The sequence below is a fragment of the Streptomyces sp. NPDC019937 genome (assembly GCF_040631655.1).
Taxonomy (GTDB): Bacteria; Actinomycetota; Actinomycetes; order Streptomycetales; family Streptomycetaceae; genus Streptomyces.
In genome coordinates this window covers 1-19,584 of record NZ_JBEYAL010000083.1, presented here as the reverse complement: position 1 = coordinate 19,584, position 19,584 = coordinate 1, and the positions used below count along the sequence as shown (strand labels likewise).

Annotated in this window: 17 protein-coding genes; 7 read left to right on the top strand and 10 right to left on the bottom strand. The window is 73.2% G+C overall.

Translation table 11 applies throughout. The annotated features are described in order from the left end of the window. Positions 1-96: 96 nt before the first annotated feature. Positions 97-1,194, bottom strand: coding sequence for a DUF5925 domain-containing protein (locus ABZ562_RS40165; RefSeq protein ID WP_361490150.1), 1,098 nt, complete (start codon positions 1,192-1,194; stop codon positions 97-99). Positions 1,195-1,547: 353 nt separating this feature from the next. Here ABZ562_RS40165 and ABZ562_RS40160 point away from each other — a divergent pair, with 353 nt between their 5' ends. Next, positions 1,548-2,354, top strand: coding sequence for an SGNH/GDSL hydrolase family protein (locus ABZ562_RS40160; protein ID WP_361490147.1), 807 nt, complete (start codon positions 1,548-1,550; stop codon positions 2,352-2,354). Here the strand turns inward: ABZ562_RS40160 and ABZ562_RS40155 are convergent. The 4 genes from ABZ562_RS40155 to ABZ562_RS40140 form a co-directional block, all read right to left on the bottom strand. After that, the gene (locus ABZ562_RS40155) at positions 2,338-3,942 is read right to left on the bottom strand and encodes a protein kinase (RefSeq protein ID WP_361490145.1); all 1,605 of its coding nucleotides are present in this window, start codon (positions 3,940-3,942) and stop codon (positions 2,338-2,340) included. The two genes, ABZ562_RS40160 and ABZ562_RS40155, sit on opposite strands and share 17 nt — an antisense overlap. Positions 3,943-3,986: 44 nt before the next feature. After that, the gene (locus ABZ562_RS40150; protein ID WP_361490143.1) at positions 3,987-5,588 is read right to left on the bottom strand and encodes a nickel transporter; all 1,602 of its coding nucleotides are present in this window, start codon (positions 5,586-5,588) and stop codon (positions 3,987-3,989) included. Further along, positions 5,585-6,937, bottom strand: coding sequence for a tetratricopeptide repeat protein (locus ABZ562_RS40145; RefSeq protein WP_361490140.1), 1,353 nt, complete (start codon positions 6,935-6,937; stop codon positions 5,585-5,587). The genes ABZ562_RS40150 and ABZ562_RS40145 overlap by 4 nt, the downstream gene beginning before the upstream one ends. 136 nt (positions 6,938-7,073) lie before the next feature. Beyond that, positions 7,074-8,588, bottom strand: a complete 1,515-nt coding sequence (locus tag ABZ562_RS40140; protein ID WP_361490138.1) for a DUF4331 domain-containing protein — start codon at positions 8,586-8,588, stop codon at positions 7,074-7,076. Positions 8,589-8,840: 252 nt separating this feature from the next. Here ABZ562_RS40140 and ABZ562_RS40135 point away from each other — a divergent pair, with 252 nt between their 5' ends. Further along, the gene (locus tag ABZ562_RS40135) at positions 8,841-9,104 is read left to right on the top strand and encodes a hypothetical protein (protein ID WP_361490135.1); all 264 of its coding nucleotides are present in this window, start codon (positions 8,841-8,843) and stop codon (positions 9,102-9,104) included. A 172-nt stretch (positions 9,105-9,276) separates the two neighbouring features. Here the strand turns inward: ABZ562_RS40135 and ABZ562_RS40130 are convergent, their stop codons facing one another. From ABZ562_RS40130 to hmgA, 3 genes are all read right to left on the bottom strand, one after another. Then, positions 9,277-10,443, bottom strand: coding sequence for a type ISP restriction/modification enzyme (locus ABZ562_RS40130; protein WP_361490149.1), 1,167 nt, complete (start codon positions 10,441-10,443; stop codon positions 9,277-9,279). A gap of 106 nt (positions 10,444-10,549) precedes the next feature. Continuing rightward, entirely contained in the window at positions 10,550-11,299 is a 750-nt protein-coding gene (locus tag ABZ562_RS40125) for a GntR family transcriptional regulator (RefSeq protein ID WP_361490132.1), read from the bottom strand. Between the two features lie 41 nt (positions 11,300-11,340). After that, the gene (hmgA, locus tag ABZ562_RS40120; protein ID WP_361490129.1) at positions 11,341-12,678 is read right to left on the bottom strand and encodes a homogentisate 1,2-dioxygenase; all 1,338 of its coding nucleotides are present in this window, start codon (positions 12,676-12,678) and stop codon (positions 11,341-11,343) included. A gap of 66 nt (positions 12,679-12,744) precedes the next feature. Between hmgA and ABZ562_RS40115 the strand changes: the two genes are divergently transcribed. Further along, positions 12,745-13,389: a TetR/AcrR family transcriptional regulator gene (locus ABZ562_RS40115; RefSeq protein ID WP_361490126.1), complete on the top strand. Its 645-nt coding sequence runs from the start codon at positions 12,745-12,747 to the stop codon at positions 13,387-13,389. A gap of 126 nt (positions 13,390-13,515) precedes the next feature. Here the strand turns inward: ABZ562_RS40115 and ABZ562_RS40110 are convergent, their stop codons facing one another. Continuing rightward, positions 13,516-14,205 (bottom strand): ribonuclease H, encoded by a 690-nt coding sequence (locus ABZ562_RS40110; RefSeq protein WP_361490124.1) that lies wholly within the window; start codon positions 14,203-14,205, stop codon positions 13,516-13,518. Between the two features lie 181 nt (positions 14,206-14,386). Between ABZ562_RS40110 and ABZ562_RS40105 the strand changes: the two genes are divergently transcribed. Genes ABZ562_RS40105 through ABZ562_RS40095 form a run of 3 tightly spaced genes read left to right on the top strand, consistent with a single transcriptional unit; the run spans position 14,387 to position 18,257 of the window. Beyond that, positions 14,387-15,829: a citrate:proton symporter gene (locus ABZ562_RS40105; protein ID WP_361490121.1), complete on the top strand. Its 1,443-nt coding sequence runs from the start codon at positions 14,387-14,389 to the stop codon at positions 15,827-15,829. 2 nt (positions 15,830-15,831) lie between these two features. Beyond that, positions 15,832-17,166, top strand: a complete 1,335-nt coding sequence (locus ABZ562_RS40100) for an MFS transporter (protein WP_361490119.1) — start codon at positions 15,832-15,834, stop codon at positions 17,164-17,166. Then, on the top strand, positions 17,163-18,257 hold the full coding sequence (locus ABZ562_RS40095; protein WP_361490117.1) for a Zn-dependent alcohol dehydrogenase: 1,095 nt from the start codon (positions 17,163-17,165) through the stop codon (positions 18,255-18,257). Before ABZ562_RS40100 ends, ABZ562_RS40095 begins: the two co-directional genes overlap by 4 nt. On the opposite strand, the gene ABZ562_RS40090 is transcribed toward ABZ562_RS40095, so the two are convergent. Beyond that, positions 18,254-18,772: a DUF402 domain-containing protein gene (locus ABZ562_RS40090; RefSeq protein WP_361490114.1), complete on the bottom strand. Its 519-nt coding sequence runs from the start codon at positions 18,770-18,772 to the stop codon at positions 18,254-18,256. The genes ABZ562_RS40095 and ABZ562_RS40090 overlap by 4 nt on opposite strands. A gap of 72 nt (positions 18,773-18,844) precedes the next feature. On the opposite strand from ABZ562_RS40090, the gene ABZ562_RS40085 reads away from it, so the two are divergent. Then, a complete protein-coding gene (locus tag ABZ562_RS40085) occupies positions 18,845-19,471 on the top strand; it encodes a TetR/AcrR family transcriptional regulator (protein ID WP_361490111.1) in 627 nt (208 codons plus the stop codon). The last annotated feature ends 113 nt before the right edge of the window (positions 19,472-19,584 follow it).

The following is a 19,584-nucleotide window of genomic DNA, read 5'->3' as shown; positions in this document are numbered from 1 at the left end:
GCCCGCTGGGCATCAGTCAGTGACAACGGCGGAATCTTCGGACCCGGACGACTCATACCGAACCAACGACAAACCTCCGACTCAGGTCACTAGCGTCTACAGGTACAGCCCCGCGTCCGTCTCGCCCGGCTGGAGGGGGACCGAGGCGGGGCGGGTGCCGCGGCGCAGCGCGAACAGCTCCGCGAGCGTCGCGCCGTCCCGGCCGATGCCCTCCTCCGCGCCCAGCCAGTTGACCGCCTCCGTACGGTTCAGCTTGCCGACCTCGATGCGGGCGAGGCAGCGGCCGGGGCGGACCACCGCCGGGTGCAGCCGCTCCAGGTCCTCGTTGGTGGTCACCCCGACCAGGACGTTGCGCCCCTGGCCCAGCAGACCGTCCGTCAGGTTGAGCAGCCGGGACAGCGCCTGGCCCGCGGTGTGCTTGGCCTCGCCGCGGATCAGCTCGTCGCAGTCCTCCAGCAGCAGCAGCCGCCAGCGGCCCTTGGCCGAGCCGTCGTCCTCGCCGATGGCGATGTCCATCAGATAGCCGACGTCGGTGAACAGCCGCTCCGGGTCCAGGACGCAGTCCACCTGGCACCAGTCGCGCCAGGAGCGGGCGAGGGTGCGCAGCGCGGAGGTCTTGCCGGTGCCGGGCGGGCCGTGCAGCAGCAGGAGGCGGCCCGCGATGTCGTCCGGGGTGACCTTCATCAGCCCGTCCATGGCCTCGGCGACCGGCGCCGTGTAGTTGTCGCGGATCTCCTCCCACGTCCCGGCCGCGATCTGACGGGTGGTGCGGTGCGGGCCGCGGCGCGGTGAGACGTACCAGAAGCCCATCGACACGTTCTCCGGCTGCGGCTCGGGCTCGTCCTCGGCGCCGTCGACCGCCTGCCGCAGCACCGTTTCGGCAAGCTCGTCCCGGACGGCGGTCACGGTCACGTCCGCGCCCCGGTTCCACCGGGACACCAGCAGGGTCCAGCCGTCGCCCTCGGCGAGCGTGGCGCTGCGGTCGTCGTCGCGGGCCGCGCGCAGCACGCTCGCGGCGGGCGGCAGCAGCGTGGCGCCCGACTTCACCCGGTCGACGGAGTGACTGCGGGCATAGGGCTGCTCTCCGGTCGCGAACCGGCCGAGAAAGAGCGCGTCGACGACATCCGACGGCGAATCACTGTCATCGACGTTCAGCCGGATCGGAAGGGACTGTTCGGCGGGTGTAGCGGGCAGGGTCTGCCTCCTGAGCGAGCGGTCGGGTGCGGCGGTCGGCGCACCCGGCCCCATGATCCAGCACGAGGGGCGTCGGCGCACCGGGGTTTACGGCCGTTTACCGAGCTGTTCCGAAGAAGCCCACCGGAATAGGGGTGTTCGCGGGGATTATGCGCAAGATTCACCCTTTTGAGTGATCGAAAGTTTTTGGACAGTCTCGCGCATAGATCATGATTTTCGGCGGCATGACGTAGCCATGTCACATCGCCGATATACGCACGGTGGCGTGATTGACGGTTTCGAACGCGAGTGCCCCGTTTCGGGGTGGTCGCGCCTCACATCGGCACAGGAGTGATCCTGCTAGGGAGATTCGAATGAAACTGTCCAGACTCACGGCGGCCTTAGGGTCGTTCGTCGTCGGCGCCGTCCTCGTCCTCACCGGGGCCGGCGCCGCCCACGCCACCGGGCAGAGCGCCGGACCCGCCTATGTGGCGCTCGGCGACTCCTACTCGTCCGGGGTCGGCGCGGGCAGCTACGACAGCGCCAGCGGCGCCTGCAAGCGCAGCACCAAGGCGTACCCCGCGCTCTGGGCCGCCGCCCACTCCCCCTCCAGCTTCGCCTTCACCGCCTGCTCGGGCGCCAAGACCGGTGATGTGCTCAGCGGTCAGCTCGGACCGCTCAACTCGTCCACCGGGCTCGTCAGCATCAGCATCGGCGGCAACGACGCCGGGTTCGCGAGCGTGATGACCACCTGTGCGCTGCAGGGCGAGAGCGCCTGTCTCACCGCCGTGGCCAACGCCCGTACGTACGCCCAGAACACCCTGCCCGGCAAGCTCGACCAGGTGTACGACGCCATCAGCGCCAAGGCCCCGTCCGCCCATGTCGTCGTCCTCGGCTACCCGCGTTTCTACAAGCTGAACGGCTCCTGCCTCCTGGGCCTCAGCGAGGCCTCGCGCACCGCCATCAACAACGCCGCCGACCTCCTCAACTCCGAGACCGCCAAGCGCGCCGCCGACCACGGCTTCACCTTCGGTGACGTCACCACGACCTTCACCGGCCACGAGATCTGCTCCGGCAGCGCCTGGCTGAACAGCGTCACCTTCCCCATCGAGGAGTCCTACCACCCGACCGCCGCCGGCCAGTCCGGTGGCTACCTCCCCGTGTTCACCTCCGCTGCTTGATCCGGCTGATCCGCGCATCGGAGGAGGCCCCGTCCGTCGGGGCCTCCTCGCACGTCGTGGCGAAGTCGACGCGCGAGGACGTCACGCCCTTCGGACCCTTGGTCTCCACGGCGATCCAGTCCTCGTGGCGGCCGCCCACCTGATACGACGGCTCGGTGTGGTGCACGGTGTGCGCCGTGCGCCCGCTGCCGAAGCGGGCCGACTTCCAACCGCCGTCCGAGACCCGGCCGCTGCCGGTGATCCAGCGGTATTCGACCGTCGCGGGAGCGTGGTTCACGAAGAGCGTGGCGGTGAACGAGGGCGCCTTGTCGGGCGGCGGCGGGCAGGCTCCCTCGTAGGTGTCCCTCTCGGCCTTGATGACGACCGTGATGGTGACCGCGGGCGCGGTGGTCGCCGTGCGGGGGGTGTCCCCGGTGGCGTCCGTACGGTGCGTGCCGGTGGCGTTCGTGACGGCCGTACCGCCGCCGGTGCCGCGGTTCGTGTCGTCCTGGCCGTCGCCGTTCAGCAGCGCCCAGGTCAGCCCGGCCAGCGCCAGCACGCCCAGCAGCGCCCCCGCCGCGACCGCGGCCACCGCCCGCCGGGGATACTCCGGCCGGGGCTGATCGTCCGCGGGGCCGACGGGGCCGGCGGGAGTGGGAGCGGCCGGATAGCCGCTCGGCGGCGCGGACGCCACCAGGGGCCGCGTGGGTGCCGTGGGTGCCGCGGCTGTCGTGCGGCCGGTGTCCGATGGCGGCCGTACGCCGCCGGGCGTGCCGCCCGCGGCCACCAGCCGCAGCTGCCGCTCCGCCTCCGCGGCCGGCGTCCGCTGCCGCGGGTCCTTCCGCAACAGCCCCTCCAGTACGGGCCTCAGCGGCCCGGCCCAGCGGGGCGGCGGTAACGCCGCGTCCACCACGGCTCGCAGCGTCGACAGCGGCGTGTCCTGCCGGAACGGCGAGAAGCCCTCCACCGCCGCGTACAGCATCACGCCCAGCGACCACAGATCCGCCTCCGGGCCCGGCGGCTGCCCGAGCGCCCGCTCCGGGGCGAGGAATTCCGGCGAGCCGATCAGCTCCCCGGTCAGCGTCAGCGCCGCGTCGCCCTCCACCAGGGCGATCCCGAAGTCGGAGAGCACCACACGGCCGTCGTTCCCCAGCAGCACGTTGCCGGGCTTCACGTCCCGGTGCAGAACGCCCACCGCGTGCGCGGCCCGCAGCGCCGCCAGCACCTCGGCGCCCACGGACGCGGCCCGCGCGGGCGGCACCGAACCCTCCGCCTCCAGCACGTCCGCGAAGGACAGCCCGCGCACCAGCTCCATGACGATCCACGGGCGGCCGCCCTCCACCGCCACGTCGTACACCGTGACCACGTTGCGGTGCGAGACCCGCGCCGCCGCCCGGCCCTCCCGCTCCAGCCGGGCGTACAGCCGGCCGGTGTCGCGGTCGCCGAGCCCGGCCGGGGCCCGCACCTCCTTGATGGCCACTTCGCGGCCCAGCGCCTCGTCGTACGCCCGCCACACCACGCCCATGCCGCCGCGGCCCAGTGCGCCGAGGAGGCGGTAACGCCCCCCGGCCAGCTGCTCACCCCGTCGCCCGAAACCGTCTTCGCTCATGGCCGAGCCCTCCCCCCAACCGAGCAATTCGGGCTGAATGTACCTCAACCGAGCGTTGTTGCCGCCCCCCTGAGCACCAATCCGCAGCCGAGCGCGAGGACGACGGCGGCCGTGCCGAACGGCGACGCGCGGTGCAGCGCGCCCAGCAGCTTGTGGCCCCGGCCCGCCCGCTCCCGGCGGGCCATGAGCCGTTCGGCCGCCTCCTGTCCCACGCGTACCGCCGTGAACCCGGCCGCCGTGAGGGTCAGCGCCAGCCCGATCCCGTACGCCACCACCAGTACGACCCCGAACCACGCCTGGCCGAGCGCGGCCGCGCCGACGAGCACGACGACGGCGGAGGGGCTGGGGACCATGCCGCCCGCGAAGCCCATCAGGAGGGTGCCGCGGAGGGTGGGGCGCAGCTCATGGGTGTGGGTGTGGCCGTCCCCGTGGTCGTGGGTGTGGGTGTGCCCGTGCGCGTGGTCGTGCGTATGCCCGTGATCATGGTCATGATGGTGGTGTTCGTGCTGGTGGGCCTTCACATGCCGATGCCTGCGCACCGCCTTGCGCAGCAGCCCCGCGCCCGTCAGCGCGACCAGCGCCCCGCTCGCGATGCCCAGCCAGGAGATCACCGAGGGAGCGGCCGCCGAACCCGCCGTGACCAGCAGCCCCAGGGCGAACACCCCCATCGTGTGGGTGACCGTCACCGACGCGCCCAGCGCCAGCACATCGCGCAGCGCGCTGCGCCCGCCCGCCGCGGCGGCCGCCGCCATCATCGTCTTCCCGTGGCCCGGGGCGAGCGCGTGCATCGCGCCCAGCAGGACCGCGATGCCGAAGGCGGTGAGCGCGAAACCGAAGGTGATGTCGTGCCGCGCCACCATCGAGGTGAGCGCCTGCGTCCAGCGGTCCGCTCCGCGCGGCAGCACCGACGAACCCACCGCGTCGTCCCGGTCGGACGCCGGGGTCGCCGCGGCGAGCGCCGGGCCGCCCGGCTTCACCCGGAGGGTGGCCGTGCGCTGGTCCAGCGGCGAGGAGAGCTGGCCCTTGGGGTAGCTGGTCAGCCGGTGGGAGGCCGAACGGGCGGGGGCGGTGGAGTCGGTGAGCGTCATCCGGTCGCCCCGGGCCGTCAGCTCGCGCCAGCCGGGGCCGGTGCCGACGTCGTGGGGGCGGTAGCCGATGGCCGCCTCCCGCGCGTGCGCCAGCTTCGCCGTCAGCCGGCAGCTCACCCGCAGCGTGGGCAGCCCGGCCTGGCCGGGCCGGGCGCGGGCCGCGCTGCGCTGGACGCGTACGCCGGTCTCGCGGCCGTCCACGGTCAGCCGGGCCTTGTCCGCGGCCGTAGCGCAGCGGGTCCCGGCCCAGGAGGCCAGCTCGCTCCGGGAGAGCGCGTCGTCGCCGTTCCGGTCGATCTGTGCCTTCGCCTGCGCGGACGGGATCTCGGCCAGGTCCTCGACGTGGTCGACGCGGACGGCGTCCTGCGCGATGACCAGGCCGTCGTAGCGGTTGACGGTGAAGTTGCCGAGCGGATGCGCCTCGGCGCTCCCGGCGGGCACCAGCACCGCCGCCACGGCCCCCACCAGCACGCCGGCCGCCGCCAGCCGCCGCCGCATGCGCCGCCGCGCCGGGGTCTTGCCGCCGGTCCGGGAAGGGACGGAGTGGGGAGAGGTCATCGCGCACCGCCCAGCCGCTTCAGCGCCGCCTTCGCGTCGCGCGACCCCGTCGGCGAGAACCCCGGGTTGAGGTCGAGGGCGTCGGCGAGGTGGCCGCGGGCGGCCTTCTCGTCGCCCAGGGACTTCTCGATCATGCCCCGGTGGTAGAGGAACGCCGCGTTGCGGTAGCCCGGTCCGGCGGCCCGCTCGGCGGCGTCCAGGGCCTCGCGGTCCTTGCCGTTGCGGTGCAGCGCCCAGGCCAGCGCGTCGGCGGTGTGCACCGTCTGCCGCCGGTCCCATTCGGCGCGGGCCGCCTTCAGGGCCTGCTTGACGTCACCGTGGTCGGCCGCGACGAGGGCGCTGTCGAGGTCGGTCGCCACCCCGTTCGCGCGGGCCAGGGTGATCCAGGTGTCGACCACCGCGTACTGCTGCTTCGCCTTCGCCGCGTCGCCCCGCGCCTCGTACGCCTCGCCCAGCGCGGCCAGCTGGGCGGGCAGCGGAGAGCGCCGTACGACCTCCTCGAGATCGCGTATACCGGCGCTCACACGGCCCTGCGCGACGGCCGTGCGGCCGCGGTACTCCAGGGCCGGGAGATAGCCGGGTACGGCGCGCAGGGCGGTGCCGAAGGCGCGCCGCGCGGTGTCGTACCGGCCCTGGCCCCACGCGAGTTGGCCGATCGAGGTGGAGACGTAGGCGATGTCGCTGGGCGAGGTCGCGGACTCCCGCGCGCGCTCCAGGACCTCGCGCGCCCCCTTCGGATCGCCGCGCAGCTCCATGACGTAGGCGAGCCGGGTGAAGACGGGGATGCCGGGCCGCACCGCGTCGGCGTGCTCGGCGGCGGCGTAGGCGTCCTTGTAGCGGCCCAGCTCCACCAGGGCGTCGATGCGGACGGCCATCGCCGCCTGGCCGTAGGAGTTGATCTTCAGCGCCTTGTCGGCGTCCCGCAGCGCGCTCGTGAAGTCGTGCCGGGCGGCGGCGAGGGAGGCGCGCCCGGCGAGCGCCTCGTCGTTGTCGCGCGGCTGGACGGCGAGCGAGCGGGCGAAGGTCTTCTCCGCCTGCGGATAGCGGGTGGGGTCGCCGGTGCCGCGGGCCTGTTCGATGTAGGCGGCCCCCAGCCCGGACCAGCCGGAGGCGTCCTTCGGCTGGGCGCGCAGATGCTTCTGCAGGGCGCTGATCCGGCCTGCCAGGCCGTCCGCCGAGACCTGCTGCAGCGCTGCCGGCGCCCCGGCGGCGCTCAGCGACACCGGTCCGGCGGGCCGGTCGCCCGGCGTCCCGCCGAGTACGGACGAGGCGGCGGTCAGACCCACCGCGAGGGTGCAGACGACGGCCGCCGTGCGGACCGTGCGGGGGAGGGGTGGCCGGAGAGCCATGGGTGACAGCTGCCTTTCGCCGGGACGGTGGAGTTCGCCGGGACGGTGGAGAGGAGGGCGCGGTCCACACGGCTGGGAGCGTGCGATGGGGGCGGGACCGCGCCCGCGGGGTGGTGTGAGTGGCGACGGGCGCCGGTCAGCGCCGGCGCGCGCGGGCGGGACGGCGCGACTTGCGCATCCAGAGCAGGCCGAGCCCCAGCAGCAGTACGGCGCCACCGCCGGCCGCCGCGGACCCGGCGAGCATCATCGTGTCCTCGGAGGAGCCACCGATGCCCGAGCCGCCCTCCAGCAAGGACGAACCGGCGCTCTTCGAGACGGCCTTGGCGTCCGAACCGGAGCTGGGCAGCGCGAGGAACGGGAAGGCGCCGTAGAACTCCTGGTCGTTCTTGTCGACCGCGTCGCCCAGGTCGTTCTTCTTGCCCAGCAGTTCGCCCTCCACGGCCTGCAGCGAGATGTCCAGGACGTCGTCGAGCGGCCGCCGCCCGTTGGGGAACCCGGCGTTGTCGCCGTCGAGCACGCCCAGCCGCTTGGGGTCCTTGGCGGGCGCGATGGAGGTGTTGAGCCGCAGCATCTCCGAGGGGCGGACGTGCGGCGGCTGGTTGAGCTTGGGCACACCGGTCAGGAAGACCTGCACCAAGTCGTCACGGGGGGTGTCCGGGGCCTCGATCTTGTAGATCTGCTCGATCAGCTTGGGCAGCTCGGGGTCCTTGACGGAGCCGGCGAACTGCGCGTCGTCCCACGGTGCCGAGGCGTTGAACTTGTCCTTGTCCTTGCGCGGGATGACGACCTCGTTGACCAGCGGGTTGCCGAGCCGGGAGACCTGCGCCCAGCCGCCGCGCGCGGTCTTGCGGTGGACGGTGGACCACACGCCGATCACCGGCTGGTCCTTGGACTCGACCAGTGCCTTGGTCGGCACCTCCAGGGCGAGGGACTGGACGTTGTAGCCCTTGAGGGTGTCGTTGCCGATCTCGGACATGTCGCCGCCGTAGAGCAGGTCGAAGACCCGCAGATCGGCGAAGAAGGGGTCGTCGGCCTGACCGGCGAAGCTGGTCGAGCCGCCGCTGTAGCCGATCTCCTGCACCGCCTGGTCGCGGAGCTTCTTGTAGTCCGGCATGGACGCCTTGCCGACGTTCGACGGGGCGACCGGCAGGTCGTCGGCGAGCTTGGCCCGGGCGACGGCCCGCTGGTTCTTCAGCTGGAAGACCTCGAGGTCATAGCTCTGGGTGAAGTTGAGGTCCGGGTCGTCGAGCGAGTCGACCGGGCCGGTGTTGTAGAGGAACGTGTCCCCGTTCTTCAGGTGGTCCTTGAACGTCCAGCGGAAGAGCAGATCGCCCTGGCCGTCGCCGTCGTTGTCGATGTGCAGGTCGTATCGGGCGTCCGTGCCGAACTTGTAGAAGTTCGGGCCGCCGGCCGGGTCCTGGAACGGCAGGAAGTTCGTGATCAGGGTGGTCTTGTCCGGCTTGTCCGGGCTCTGGAACGCGTACACGTCCGTCGCGTCGTACTGCGGCTGCCCCGAGATCAGCGGCGCCTCGCGGTGGCTGGAGGCTTCGGCCGTCTGCGGCTGCAGCGCCGCCACGCCGGCGGCGGTGAGCCCGCCCGCGGCCAGCGAGCAGCAGACGAGCCCGGCCAGGCTCCTGGTGAATGCGGTCATCGTGTCGGTCCTTCGCACCTTGCCGGATGTTCCTTCATGCGGCTATTCGGGGCGGAGGGCCGAAAGGCTTGGCGCGTTCTGTAATTTGTCATGAAACGCAAAGGGGCTCCCACCGGGGCCGATCTTCACTGTATGGGCGTCAACACCCTTGACGTGGTGGTGAATCAGCGACCTGGGATGCGCGGGTGACGGCTCGGGGAGGTAGGGTTACTCTGCCCGGGGCGGGTGCCCTCGTACGGGTGGGGAGTGACAATGGAGCAGATAACGGTACGCAGCAGGCCTCGAGTGCCTGCCATTCATTGCGGGAGCGGAGCGTCCAGCGCGCGCCTCGACCGCCATCTCGCGGTGCTGGGCGGCCCGGCCGTCCCCGAGCGGGAGGCCGAGGGCGCGACGGTGCTGATGCAGGAGCTCATCGCGCGCGATCACGCACGCGCGAAGAACAACCGGGGCGCCCGGGTGTCGCTGTTCGCGCCGCTGCGTCGGCTGCGGCGTTCGCTGTTCGGCAACCACGCCTGACCCACCGCGCCCGACCGCCCCTGCCAGGCGCGTCACACCCGCGCGCCCCGGCGCATCCGCATCCAGGGAAGGCACCGGACGCACCGGCCCGCTCCAGCCGGTGCTCCGTGCTGTGAGGCGCGGCACACCGCCGGCTTCCCGGGACGCGCGGCGCCCCGCGTCCTGGCGGCGGTCACAGCAGCGCGAACTGGCCCTCCGGCCCCTCCTCCTGGTGATCCAGCACCGACGCCGGGCGGCGGGCCGCGGCCGGCACCGGCAGCACCCCGGCGGCGCGCAGCTCCTCCGGCCCGACCAGCGGCCCTCCGGCCACCCGGTCGGCCAACGCCTCCCGGTCCCGGCGCAGCTCGGCGAGCAGCGCCAGCACGGTGATCAGCTCCAGCAGCTCGGACGTCCAGGCCCGCGGCCACCCGGCCGGCGCGCCGACCGCCTCCAGCGTGCCCGCCTCGGCAGGCGCCGTACGCCGCTCGAACCACGCCTCCAGCACCCGCACCCCGCCCGCGTGCGCCTCCCACGCGGCCCGCGGTACGGGGGAGACGCGCCCCGCGCCCAGATACAGGGCCGCCTCGTCCGGGTCGTAACCGATCGTGTCCGGCATCCCGCGCTCGGGCAGCGCGGCGCGCACATACGGGCGCTGGCCGCCCGGCATGCGCGGGCGCTCACCACTGTGCGCCCCGCGCGTATGCAGCCACAGCGCACGGCGGCCCAGCTCCACGCCCGTCTCCCAGGTCTCGGGATCGGCCGTCAGCGGTACGGCGCACGGCGCGCCCCGGTGCGCGGCGGCGGCCCAGGCGAGGAAGTCCTCGGCGGCGACCGGACGCCCGAGCCGCTCGCCGAGGTGGGCGAGCAGCCCCGGCGCGAGATTGGGCTCGCGTCCGCCGGGACGGCGGTACAGCGGGCGGATGTGCCCGGGGCGCCCGGCGGGGGAGTGGCCGTCCGGCAGCAGCGCCGAGAAGGTGAGCGCCGGGTCGGGGCCGGGCCCGCCCGCCTCCACCACATGGATCTGCCGGTCGTCCGCGACCCGCCACAGCTCCGGGCGCGCGGCGTCGAGCAGCCGGTGATCCGGTATCAGCCACAGCTGGTCGAACGGCCCGTGCCCGATCCGCACCGGCTCCGGACACGGCCCGTCCTCGCGGGCCAGCCGGGTGGTCGAGGTGGCCTGGCCGGGCAGCTGGCTCACGGAGGTGTGCAGCGTACGGGCGCGGCTCGGCCGGAACAGCGCCGCCCGCTCCGCCTCGTCCCCGGCGCCGACCAGCCGCGCCCAGCGGGCCCGCAGCGCCCCCGCGTCCGGCCCCACGACCCAGCCCCGCCCGAACCGTGGCGGCCGCACGGACCAGGGCATGAGATCCGCCAGCAGCGATGCGTCTCGGGTAGCCGTCACCCTGCCGCCTTTCACCCGGCACGTACGTCGGTCAGCCAACGCATCGTAACTGTGCCGCATGCCGCGGTCAGTCGGCGTGGACCGTCACCGAGAACGAGAAGCGGTCGCCGCGGTAGTGGATGCGGGCCACGTCGACCACGCGGCCCGTGTCGTCGTACGTCACCCCCGTGTAGTGGAGGATCGGGCTGAGCAGCGGGATCTGGAGGAGGCGGGCGGTCTCCGGGTCGGCCAGGCGCGCTTCCACGGTGTCGGTGATGCGGCTGATCCGTACCCCCACCGCGTCCCGCAACACCTTCGTCATCGGCCAGCGCGCCAGGTCCGCCAGGTCGATGCGGGCGGCGAGTTCGGGGCGGACCAGGTTCTCGGCCCAGTTGGTGGGCTCGTCGCCGCGCTCGTCCCGGCGCAGCCTGCGGTAGGAGGCGGCCTCCTCCAGGCCGGGGAAGTACCCGGCCAGCTCCGCCGGGACCGGCGCCGGGCCGTGCTCCAGCACCGTGGTGCGCTCGCCGGACTGCTGGGCCACGATCGCGTCCACCGAGCCCAGCAGCCGCACCGGTGTGCCGCGCCGCGCGCTCGGTTCGATGAAGGTGCCGCGCCGCCGGTGGCGGCTGATCAGGCCCTCCGACTCCAGCTCCTTCAGCGCCTGCCGCATGGTGAGGACGCTGACGCCGTAGTGCTCGGCGAGCTGGTCCTCGGTCGGCAGCCGCAGCGGCTCATCGGGCCCGCGGCCGAGTATGGAGGCGCGCAGCGACTGCGAGACCTGGTACCACAGCGGCAGCTTGCGGTTGAGGGCGAGGGAGTCGGGGGCGAAGGTGGTCACGACGCGGCTCTCCGGTAACGGTCACAGCGGGCCTGACGGCATCATGCGCGGAAGTGGCGCTCCAGACCCTGCCACACCGCGTCGTACGCCCCCTGGAGCCGGTCCGACTCCAGCGCCTGCTGGGTGGCCGTCACCGGCCACCGCGTCTCGAACATGAAGGCCAGCCCGTCGTCCAGCTTGCGGGGCGTCAGCTCGGCCGCGCTCGCGGCCTCGAAGGTGTCGCGGTCGGGGCCGTGCGCCGACATCATGTTGTGCAGCGAGCCGCCGCCCGGTACGAAGCCGCCCGGACCGGCCGTCTTGGCGTCGTACGCGCCCTCGATCAGGCCCATGTACTCGCTCATCACATTGCGGTGGAAGTACGGCGGCCGGAAGGTGTCCTCGCCGACCAGCCAGCGCGGCGCGAAGACCACGAAGTCGACGCCCGCGAGCCCGGGGGTGTCGGACGGCGAGGTGAGCACCGTGAAGATGGACGGGTCGGGGTGGTCGTAGCTGATGGTGCCCATGACGTTGAAACGCCGCAGGTCGTAGACGTACGGGACGTGGTTGCCGTGCCAGGCGACGACATCGAGCGGGGAGTGGTCGTATGTCGCGGACCACAGGTTGCCGCAGAACTTGCTGACCACCTCCACCGGCCGCTCCACGTCCTCGTACGCGGCGACCGGGGCCAGGAAGTCGCGGGCGTTGGCCAGCCCGTTGGCGCCGATCGGGCCGAGGTCGGGGAGGACGAAGGGGCGGCCGTAGTTCTCGCAGACGTATCCGCGGACGCAGGCGTCCAGCGGCTCGACCCGGAACCGCACCCCGCGCGGGATGAGCGCCACGTGGCCCGGCTCGGCGCGCAGCAGCCCCAGCTCGGTGCGGAGCAGCAGCCCGCCGCGCTCGGGCACGATCAGCAGCTCGCCGTCCGCGTCGCCGAAGACCCGGTCGGTCATGGGCGCGTTGGCGACGTAGAGGTGGATCGCCATGCCGGTGCGCCGCGCGGCGTCCCCGTTGCCGCCCAGCGTCCACAGGCCGGAGAGGAAGTCGGTGCGGGTGGCGGGCTCCGGCAGCGGGTCCCAGCGCAGCCGGTTGGGGTCGGGGGCGGAGTCGGTGAAGGGGGCGCCGCCCAGGGTGCCGTTGTCGACGCGGACGAACCGCGGGTGCGCGGCCGAGGGGCGGATGCGGTACAGCCAGGAGCGGCGGTTGTGGGCGCGGGGCTCGGTGAAGGCGGTGCCGCTCAGCTGCTCCGCGTACAGCCCGAGCGGGGCGCGCTGGGGCGAATTGCGGCCGACGGGCAGCGCGCCGGGGACCGCCTCGCTGCTGTGCTCATTGCCGAAGCCGGAGGCGTAGGCAAGCCCGTCCGCCGTCTTGCGCGCTCGCTCGATCCCCGTGCCCTCGCCCATGGCGTGCTCCCGACGCTGATGACGAATCCTCTGTCCGACCATAGGAATCGAAGAGGGGTTACGTCAATGATCGGGCAGGATGGTGGCGTGCCCATACCGCCTCTCCGCCGCCCACCGGTCCAGCGCCGCAGCGCCGAACGCCTCGGCCGGATCCTCGACGCCTGCGCCGAGCTGCTCGACGAGATGAGCTATGAGCAGCTGAGCACCCGCGCGGTAGCCGAACGCGCCCAGGTGCCCATCGGCTCCGTCTACCGCTTCTTCTCCAACAAACGGGCGATGGCCGAGGCCCTGGCCCACCGCAACCTCGACGAGTACACCGCGCGCATCACCCGCCGGCTGGCCGGGGCCGGGCCGGGCGAAGGCGACTGGCGCGCGGCGATGGACGTCGTCGTGGACGAGTACCTGGAGATGAAGCGCGGCGCGCCGGGCTTCGCGCTCATCGAGTTCGGCATGCCGGTCCCGGCGACCGGCCTGCCCGACCAGCCCAACCACCTGGTGGCCGACCGCCTCCGCGCCATCCTCGCCGAACCCCTCGGCATCGACGGCACCGCCGAGGCCGACGAGCGCCTGCGGGTCGCCTTCCTGCTCGCGGTCGAGACGGCCGACGCCCTGCTCCGGCTCGCCTTCCGGGTCGACCCGGAAGGCGACCCGGCGGTCGTGGCCGAGACGAAGGAGCTGCTGCGGGCGTATCTGGCGCGCGTGCTGGACTAGATGGTGCCGGCAGGTCCCGATCGCATGGCATCACTCGTACGGGTGGCATGCGTCCCGCCGGTGAACCGGCCGGCCGGCGGGCACCCGAACCGGACGGAACGGTGCCCCGCCGGCTCACGGCGTGGCCTATCCGGCCGTCTTGGCCCCCGTCGCGCAGGCGGGGTGGCCCCAGCCGTCGGGGTTCTTCGCGATGAGCTCGCCCTTGGCGTACGGCTGGCCGCAGCGGCAGCGGCCGGGGAACTTCGCCTTGATCGAAGCACCGCCCGAGCGGGCGGCCCGCGGCCGCGGCGGGCGGCTGCGGCTCGCCGAGCGGGGGGCCGTCTGGGGCTCCGGCGGGGGCAGGGCGGAGCCGAGCGAGGTCCCGGCGGCCGCTTGCGTGCGGGCCGTGTGGCTGGCGGCCGCGTCCGCGGCGGCGTTGAAGGGGTCGCCGTCGACCTGGTGCGCGGGAACGTAGACGAAATCGACGGTGCGGCCGTCCAGCAGTTCGTCGATGCGCACCACGAGGTCCCGGTTGGCCACCGGTGAGCCGGAGGCGGTCTTCCAGCCCTTCCTCCGCCACCCGGGCAGCCAGGTGGTGACGGCCTTCATCGCGTACTGGGAGTCCATCCGCACCTGTAGCGGCGCGGCCGGATCGGTGGCCTCCAGCAGTTCCCGCAGCGCGGTCAGCTCGGCCACGTTGTTGGTGGCGGTGCCCAGGGGGCCGGCCTCCCAGCGCTCCACCTCGCTTCCGTTCCCGGCGATGACCCATGCCCAGGCCGCGGGCCCGGGGTTCCCCTTCGACGCCCCGTCACACGCGGCGATGATCTGCTCAGCCATGCCCCGATACTGTCATCGCTTCCCCCATGCTCCGTGCCGCGCCGGCCGTCCAAGCGGACTGACCTGGGGTTTTGCGCTTATTGCTCACACGTCAAGACCTTGTTAACGCCAAGTTGCGCCACCTAACGTCGCCCCGACCGCCAAATCTGGGGGAGTTCAAAGGCGAACGTGAGGTAGCCACATGCTGACAATCCTCGGTTTCGTCATGATCGCAACATTCCTTGTTTTGATCATGATGAAAAAGATGTCCCCGATGGGCGCGCTGGTGCTCATCCCGGCGCTCTTCTGCGTCCTCGTCGGGAAGGGGGCGCACCTCGGGGACTACGTCCTCGACGGCGTCGGGGATCTGGCGCCCACCGCGGCCATGCTGATGTTCGCGATCATCTACTTCGGAGTGATGATCGACGTCGGCCTCTTCGACCCGATCGTCCGCGTCATCCTGCGGTTCTGCAAAGCGGACCCGATGCGGGTCGTGGTCGGCACCGCGGTGCTCGCGGCGATCGTCTCCCTCGACGGCGACGGTTCCACCACCTTCATGATCACGGTGTCGGCCATGGTGCCGCTCTACCGGAAGCTGAAGATGAGCCTGGTCGTGATGACCGGTGTCGCCGCCATGGCCAACGGTGTCATGAACACGCTTCCCTGGGGCGGTCCCACCGCCCGCGCCGCCGCCGCGCTCAAGGTCGACGCGAGCGATATCTTCGTCCCGATGATCCCCGCCCTCGCGGTCGGTCTGCTCTTCGTCTTCGCCCTCTCGTACGGTCTCGGACTGCGCGAGCGCAAGCGCCTCGGTGTGCTGACGCTCGACGAGGTCACCGAGGGCGACCCGGAGACGGTGCTCGTCGGCGCGGGTGCGGGAGCCGGAGCCGAGGGCGGCAAGGGCACGGGCAAGCGCGTCGGCCTGGGCAAGCGCACCGGCGGCGCCGGTGGCGGTACGGACGCCGAGGCCCCGGCGAGCGGCCCGGCCGAGGGCGACGACGAGTTCAAGGGCCTCGACCCGAACCGCGCCACCCTGCGCCCCAAGCTCTACTGGTTCAACGCGGCGCTCACCGTCACCCTGCTGGCCCTGATGATCACCGAGACGCTGGACATCCCGGTCCTCTTCCTGCTGGCCGCCGCGGTCGCTCTCACCGTCAACTTCCCGCGCATCGCCGACCAGAAGGCCCGGATCGCCGCCCACGCCGAGAACGTCGTCAACGTCTCCGGCATGGTCTTCGCCGCGGCCGTCTTCACCGGCGTCCTCACCGGCACCGGCATGGTCGAGCACATGGCCCGCTGGCTGGTCGACGGTGTCCCCGACGCCATGGGCCCGCAGATGGGCCTGGTCACCGGCGTGCTGTCGATTCCGCTGACGTACTTCATGTCCAACGACGGCTTCTACTTCGGCATCGTGCCGATCCTCGCCGAGGCCGGTCACGCCCACGGCGTCGGCGCACTGGAGATCGCCCGCGCCTCGCTCGTCGGCCAGGCCCTGCACATGTCGAGCCCGCTGGTCCCCGCCGTCTACGTGCTCGTCGGCATGGCCAAGGTCGAATTCGGCGACCACACCCGGTTCACGGTGAAGTGGGCGGTGCTCACCTCCCTGGTGGTGCTGGCCGCCGGACTGGCGTTCGGCATCATCTGACCGTGACGACTTCGGAGCCCGGTAGGGGCTGGCTGCTGCGCCTGGTCATCGCCTTCGCGTTCGCGCAGGGGGCGGTGAACATGGCGAGACCGGCCGTCTCCTACCGGGCTCTCGCGCTGGGCGCCGACGCCCGCGCGGTCGGGGTGATCGCGGGTGTCTACGCGCTGCTGCCGCTGTTCGCCGCCGTACCGCTCGGGCGGCGCACCGACCACGGCCGGTGCGCTCCGCTGCTGCCGGTCGGCGTGGTGCTCATCGCCGCCGGATGCGCACTCAGCGGTACGGCGGACTCGCTGCCCGCCATGGCCGCGTGGAGTGGGGTGATGGGACTTGGTCATCTGTCATTCGTCATCGGTGCGCAGTCACTCGTCGCCCGTCAGAGCGCCCCGGCCGACCAGGACCGCAACTTCGGCCACTTCACCGTCGGCGCCTCGCTCGGCCAGCTGATCGGGCCGATCGCCGCCGGGCAGCTCGTCTCCGGCCACGACGGCGCGCTGGCCCGCACCAGCGCCGCCGCGCTCTTCGTCGCCGCCGTCGTCGCGGCCTGTTCGTTCACCTCGCTGTGGCGGATCGAGCACCATCCCGTCGACGGAGCGGCCGGGTGGGCGAAGAAGCCCGCCGAGGCGTCCTCCGCCCGGCGGGTGCCGGTGTTCCGCATCCTGCGCACCCGCGGGGTCGCCTCCGGCATCTTCATCAGCCTCGCGGTGCTGTCCGCCACCGACGTCCTCACCGCCTATCTGCCCGTCGTCGGCGAACAGCGCGCCATCCCGCCGGCCGTCGTCGGCCTGCTGCTCAGCCTGCGCGCCGCCGCCACCGTCGCCTGTCGCCTGGTGATGACCCCGATGATCCGGGTGCTGGGCCGCACCGTGCTGATGGCCGTGAGCTGTCTGGGCGCCGGGCTGCTGTGCGCGGCCGTCGCCCTGCCGGTGCCCGCCTGGGCGCTCGGCGTGCTGCTCGCCGCGCTCGGCTTCTGCCTCGGCGTCGGCCAGCCGCTGTCCATGACCACCGTCGTCCAGGCCGCGCCCGACCAGGCGCGCAGCACCGCCCTCGCGCTGCGGCTCACCGGCAACCGCCTCGGCCAGGTCGCCGCGCCCGCCTCGGCCGGAGTGCTCGCCGGACTCGCGGGCACCGCCGCCCCCTTCGTCATGCTCGGCGTGCTGCTGCTCGCCTCGGCGGCGATAGCCGTACGGCCCCTGCGGCGGGCCCCCGGCGCGGTGACCCTCCCGGCGGCGCGCGGCCCTGGGCGCGGGCCCGGGGCGCGGCGGAGCGCGGTTTCGGGGAGGGGCGGTCCGGGGGAGGAAACCCCGGCCCGCACCGACCCCGAGGAGCCCACACCATGACCCGCGCCGCCGTCCTCCCCTCCCTCGGCACGCCGCTGCGCGTCCAGGACATCGAGATCCCCGACCCCGGGGCGGCGCAGGTGCGGGTGCGGCTCGCCGCGGCCGGGGTGTGCCACTCGGATCTGTCGCTGTCCGACGGAACGCTCCGCCAGCCCGTCCCCGCCGTCCTCGGCCACGAGGGCTCGGGCACCGTCACGGCGGTCGGCGACGGCGTGACGGGGATCGCCCCGGGCGACGCCGTGATCCTCAACTGGGCACCGTCCTGCGGCGGATGCCACTACTGCGGGCTCGGCGAGCCCTGGCTGTGCGCCGGGGCCGGGGACGCCGCGGCGCTGCCGTACGCCACGCTCACCGCCGACGGCAGCGCGCTGTACCCGGGTCTTGGCACGGCCGCGTTCGCCGAGGAGACCGTCGTACCGGCGCACGCCGTGCTCCCGCTGCCGGACGGCGTACCGCTCGCCGACGCCGCGCTGCTGGGGTGCGCGGTACTCACCGGGTACGGCGCCGTCCACCACAGCGCGCGGGTGCGCCCCGGCGAGTCCGTCGCCGTCTTCGGCGCCGGCGGGGTCGGCCTCGCCGCGCTCCAGTCGGCGCGCATCGCGGGCGCGGGGACGATCGTCGCGGTGGATGTGTCACCGGAGAAGGAGGCGCTGGCCCGGGCGGCGGGCGCGACCGACTTCGTCCTCGCCGGGGACACCGGCGACGCCGCCCCGGCCAAGCGGATCCGCGCCCTCACCGGCGGCCACGGCGCCGACGTCGCCGTCGAATGCGTCGGCCGCGCCGACACCATCCGCACCGCCTGGTCCGCCACCCGCCGCGGCGGCCGGACGACCGTCGTCGGCATCGGCGGCAAGGATCAGCAGGTCACCTTCTCGGCGCTGGAGCTGTTCTACTTCGGCCGCACCCTCTCCGGCTGCGTCTACGGCAACAGCGACCCGGCCCGCGACCTCCCCGTCCTCGCCGACCACATCCGCGCCGGACGGCTCGACCTGTCCGCCATGGTGACCGAGCGGATCGGCCTGGACGGCATCCCGGCGGCCTTCGACGCGATGCTCGCGGGACGCGGAGGCCGGGCGCTGGTCGTCTTCTAACCCGTCTGGCCGTCCACCATCGCCAGCCACGGCCGGTACGCCTGCCCGAACGGTTCGGCGCGGCCCCCGACCGCCTCCATCAGCCACCGCCCCGCCGCCTCCGCCCGCGCGATGACGTCCGCCGGATACCCGTACCGCACCTGGTGCTCGGCGAACTCGTCCTCGTCCACCAGCAGCGTCGCCCCGTCGGCCCGCTTCCGCAGCACGTCCAGATCCAGGTCGACCATGGTGACCTCGTCCGGGGAGACCCACTCCACCGGAGTGGTGATGTCGCAGTACACCTCGGTCGGGCGCGGCGGGGCGTTGAACACCGCGGTCCACCACGTCCCGCGCGGGAAGAGGACCACGTGCGCGCACTCGACGGGCACCTCGGGGCCGTACCCCTTGCGCGTCACCGAGTTGGCGGGCAGCCCCAGCCAGACCCCGTGCTCGTCCTCACCCAGCCTGCGCATGCGCGTGTTCCAGTGCAGAGATCCGTCGTACTTCCGGTAGTTGACCTGGACCTGAGATGACATGCGGGGGATCCTAACGCCCGTCCGGGAGCCGTGTCCTAAGCGCTTGCTCACCCTCCGTGTAGGGTGTCCGCCATGGACGTGGAGCGCAAGAACGCCGGGGGACGGGCCGAGGCGTGGGGGGACATCACGCCGGACGCGGCCCGGCGGCTGGTGAGTGCCGCCGTGCACGCCTTCGCCGAGCGGGGCTATCACGCCACCACCACGCGGGACATCGCCGGGCGCGCCGGGATGAGCCCGGCCGCCCTCTACATCCACTACAAGACCAAGGAAGAGCTGCTCTACCAGATCAGCAAGGTCGGGCACCGGCTGGCGCTGGACATCCTGGAGGAGGCGCGGGACGGGGGCGGGACGCCCGCCGAGCGGCTGGCCGCCGCGGTGCGGGGGTTCGTGCGGTGGCACGCGGAGCACCATACGACCGCGCGGGTCGTGCAGTACGAGCTGGGCGCGCTCGGGGAGGAGCACCACGCCGAGGTCATCGCCATGCGCCGGAACACGGACGCGGCGGTGCGCTCGATCATCGAGGACGGGGTGCGGGCGGGCGACTTCGACGTGCCGGACGTGCGCGGCACCACGGTCGCGGTGCTGTCGCTGTGCATCGACGTCGCCCGCTGGTTCAACGCGCGGGGGCGCAGCACCCCCGACGAGGTCGGTGACCTCTACGCCGGGCTGGTGCTGCGCATGGTCGGCGCGGAAGGCTAGCGCTCGGGCGCGGCGGCCAGGGGGTGTCGTGTGGATCATGCCGGGCTCCCGACGCCCGGCACGGCACCTCGCGGCCCCGCGCTCGTCGCACGCAGCGCCGCTGCGCTCTCCTC

What these genes read in the sequence shown, in the direction of transcription:
- ABZ562_RS40160 (WP_361490147.1), top strand. Translation starts at nt 1,548, where the DNA reads ATGAAACTGTCCAGACTCACGGCGGCCTTAGGGTCGTTCGTCGTCGGC.
- ABZ562_RS40155 (WP_361490145.1), bottom strand. Translation starts at nt 3,942, where the DNA reads ATGAGCGAAGACGGTTTCGGGCGACGGGGTGAGCAGCTGGCCGGGGGG.
- ABZ562_RS40150 (WP_361490143.1), bottom strand. Translation starts at nt 5,588, where the DNA reads ATGACCTCTCCCCACTCCGTCCCTTCCCGGACCGGCGGCAAGACCCCG.
- ABZ562_RS40145 (WP_361490140.1), bottom strand. Translation starts at nt 6,937, where the DNA reads ATGGCTCTCCGGCCACCCCTCCCCCGCACGGTCCGCACGGCGGCCGTC.
- ABZ562_RS40140 (WP_361490138.1), bottom strand. Translation starts at nt 8,588, where the DNA reads ATGACCGCATTCACCAGGAGCCTGGCCGGGCTCGTCTGCTGCTCGCTG.
- ABZ562_RS40135 (WP_361490135.1), top strand. Translation starts at nt 8,841, where the DNA reads ATGGAGCAGATAACGGTACGCAGCAGGCCTCGAGTGCCTGCCATTCAT.
- ABZ562_RS40130 (WP_361490149.1), bottom strand. Translation starts at nt 10,443, where the DNA reads ATGCCCTGGTCCGTGCGGCCGCCACGGTTCGGGCGGGGCTGGGTCGTG.
- hmgA (WP_361490129.1), bottom strand. Translation starts at nt 12,678, where the DNA reads ATGGGCGAGGGCACGGGGATCGAGCGAGCGCGCAAGACGGCGGACGGG.
- ABZ562_RS40115 (WP_361490126.1), top strand. Translation starts at nt 12,745, where the DNA reads ATGATCGGGCAGGATGGTGGCGTGCCCATACCGCCTCTCCGCCGCCCA.
- ABZ562_RS40110 (WP_361490124.1), bottom strand. Translation starts at nt 14,205, where the DNA reads ATGGCTGAGCAGATCATCGCCGCGTGTGACGGGGCGTCGAAGGGGAAC.
- ABZ562_RS40105 (WP_361490121.1), top strand. Translation starts at nt 14,387, where the DNA reads ATGCTGACAATCCTCGGTTTCGTCATGATCGCAACATTCCTTGTTTTG.
- ABZ562_RS40095 (WP_361490117.1), top strand. Translation starts at nt 17,163, where the DNA reads ATGACCCGCGCCGCCGTCCTCCCCTCCCTCGGCACGCCGCTGCGCGTC.
- ABZ562_RS40090 (WP_361490114.1), bottom strand. Translation starts at nt 18,772, where the DNA reads ATGTCATCTCAGGTCCAGGTCAACTACCGGAAGTACGACGGATCTCTG.
- ABZ562_RS40085 (WP_361490111.1), top strand. Translation starts at nt 18,845, where the DNA reads ATGGACGTGGAGCGCAAGAACGCCGGGGGACGGGCCGAGGCGTGGGGG.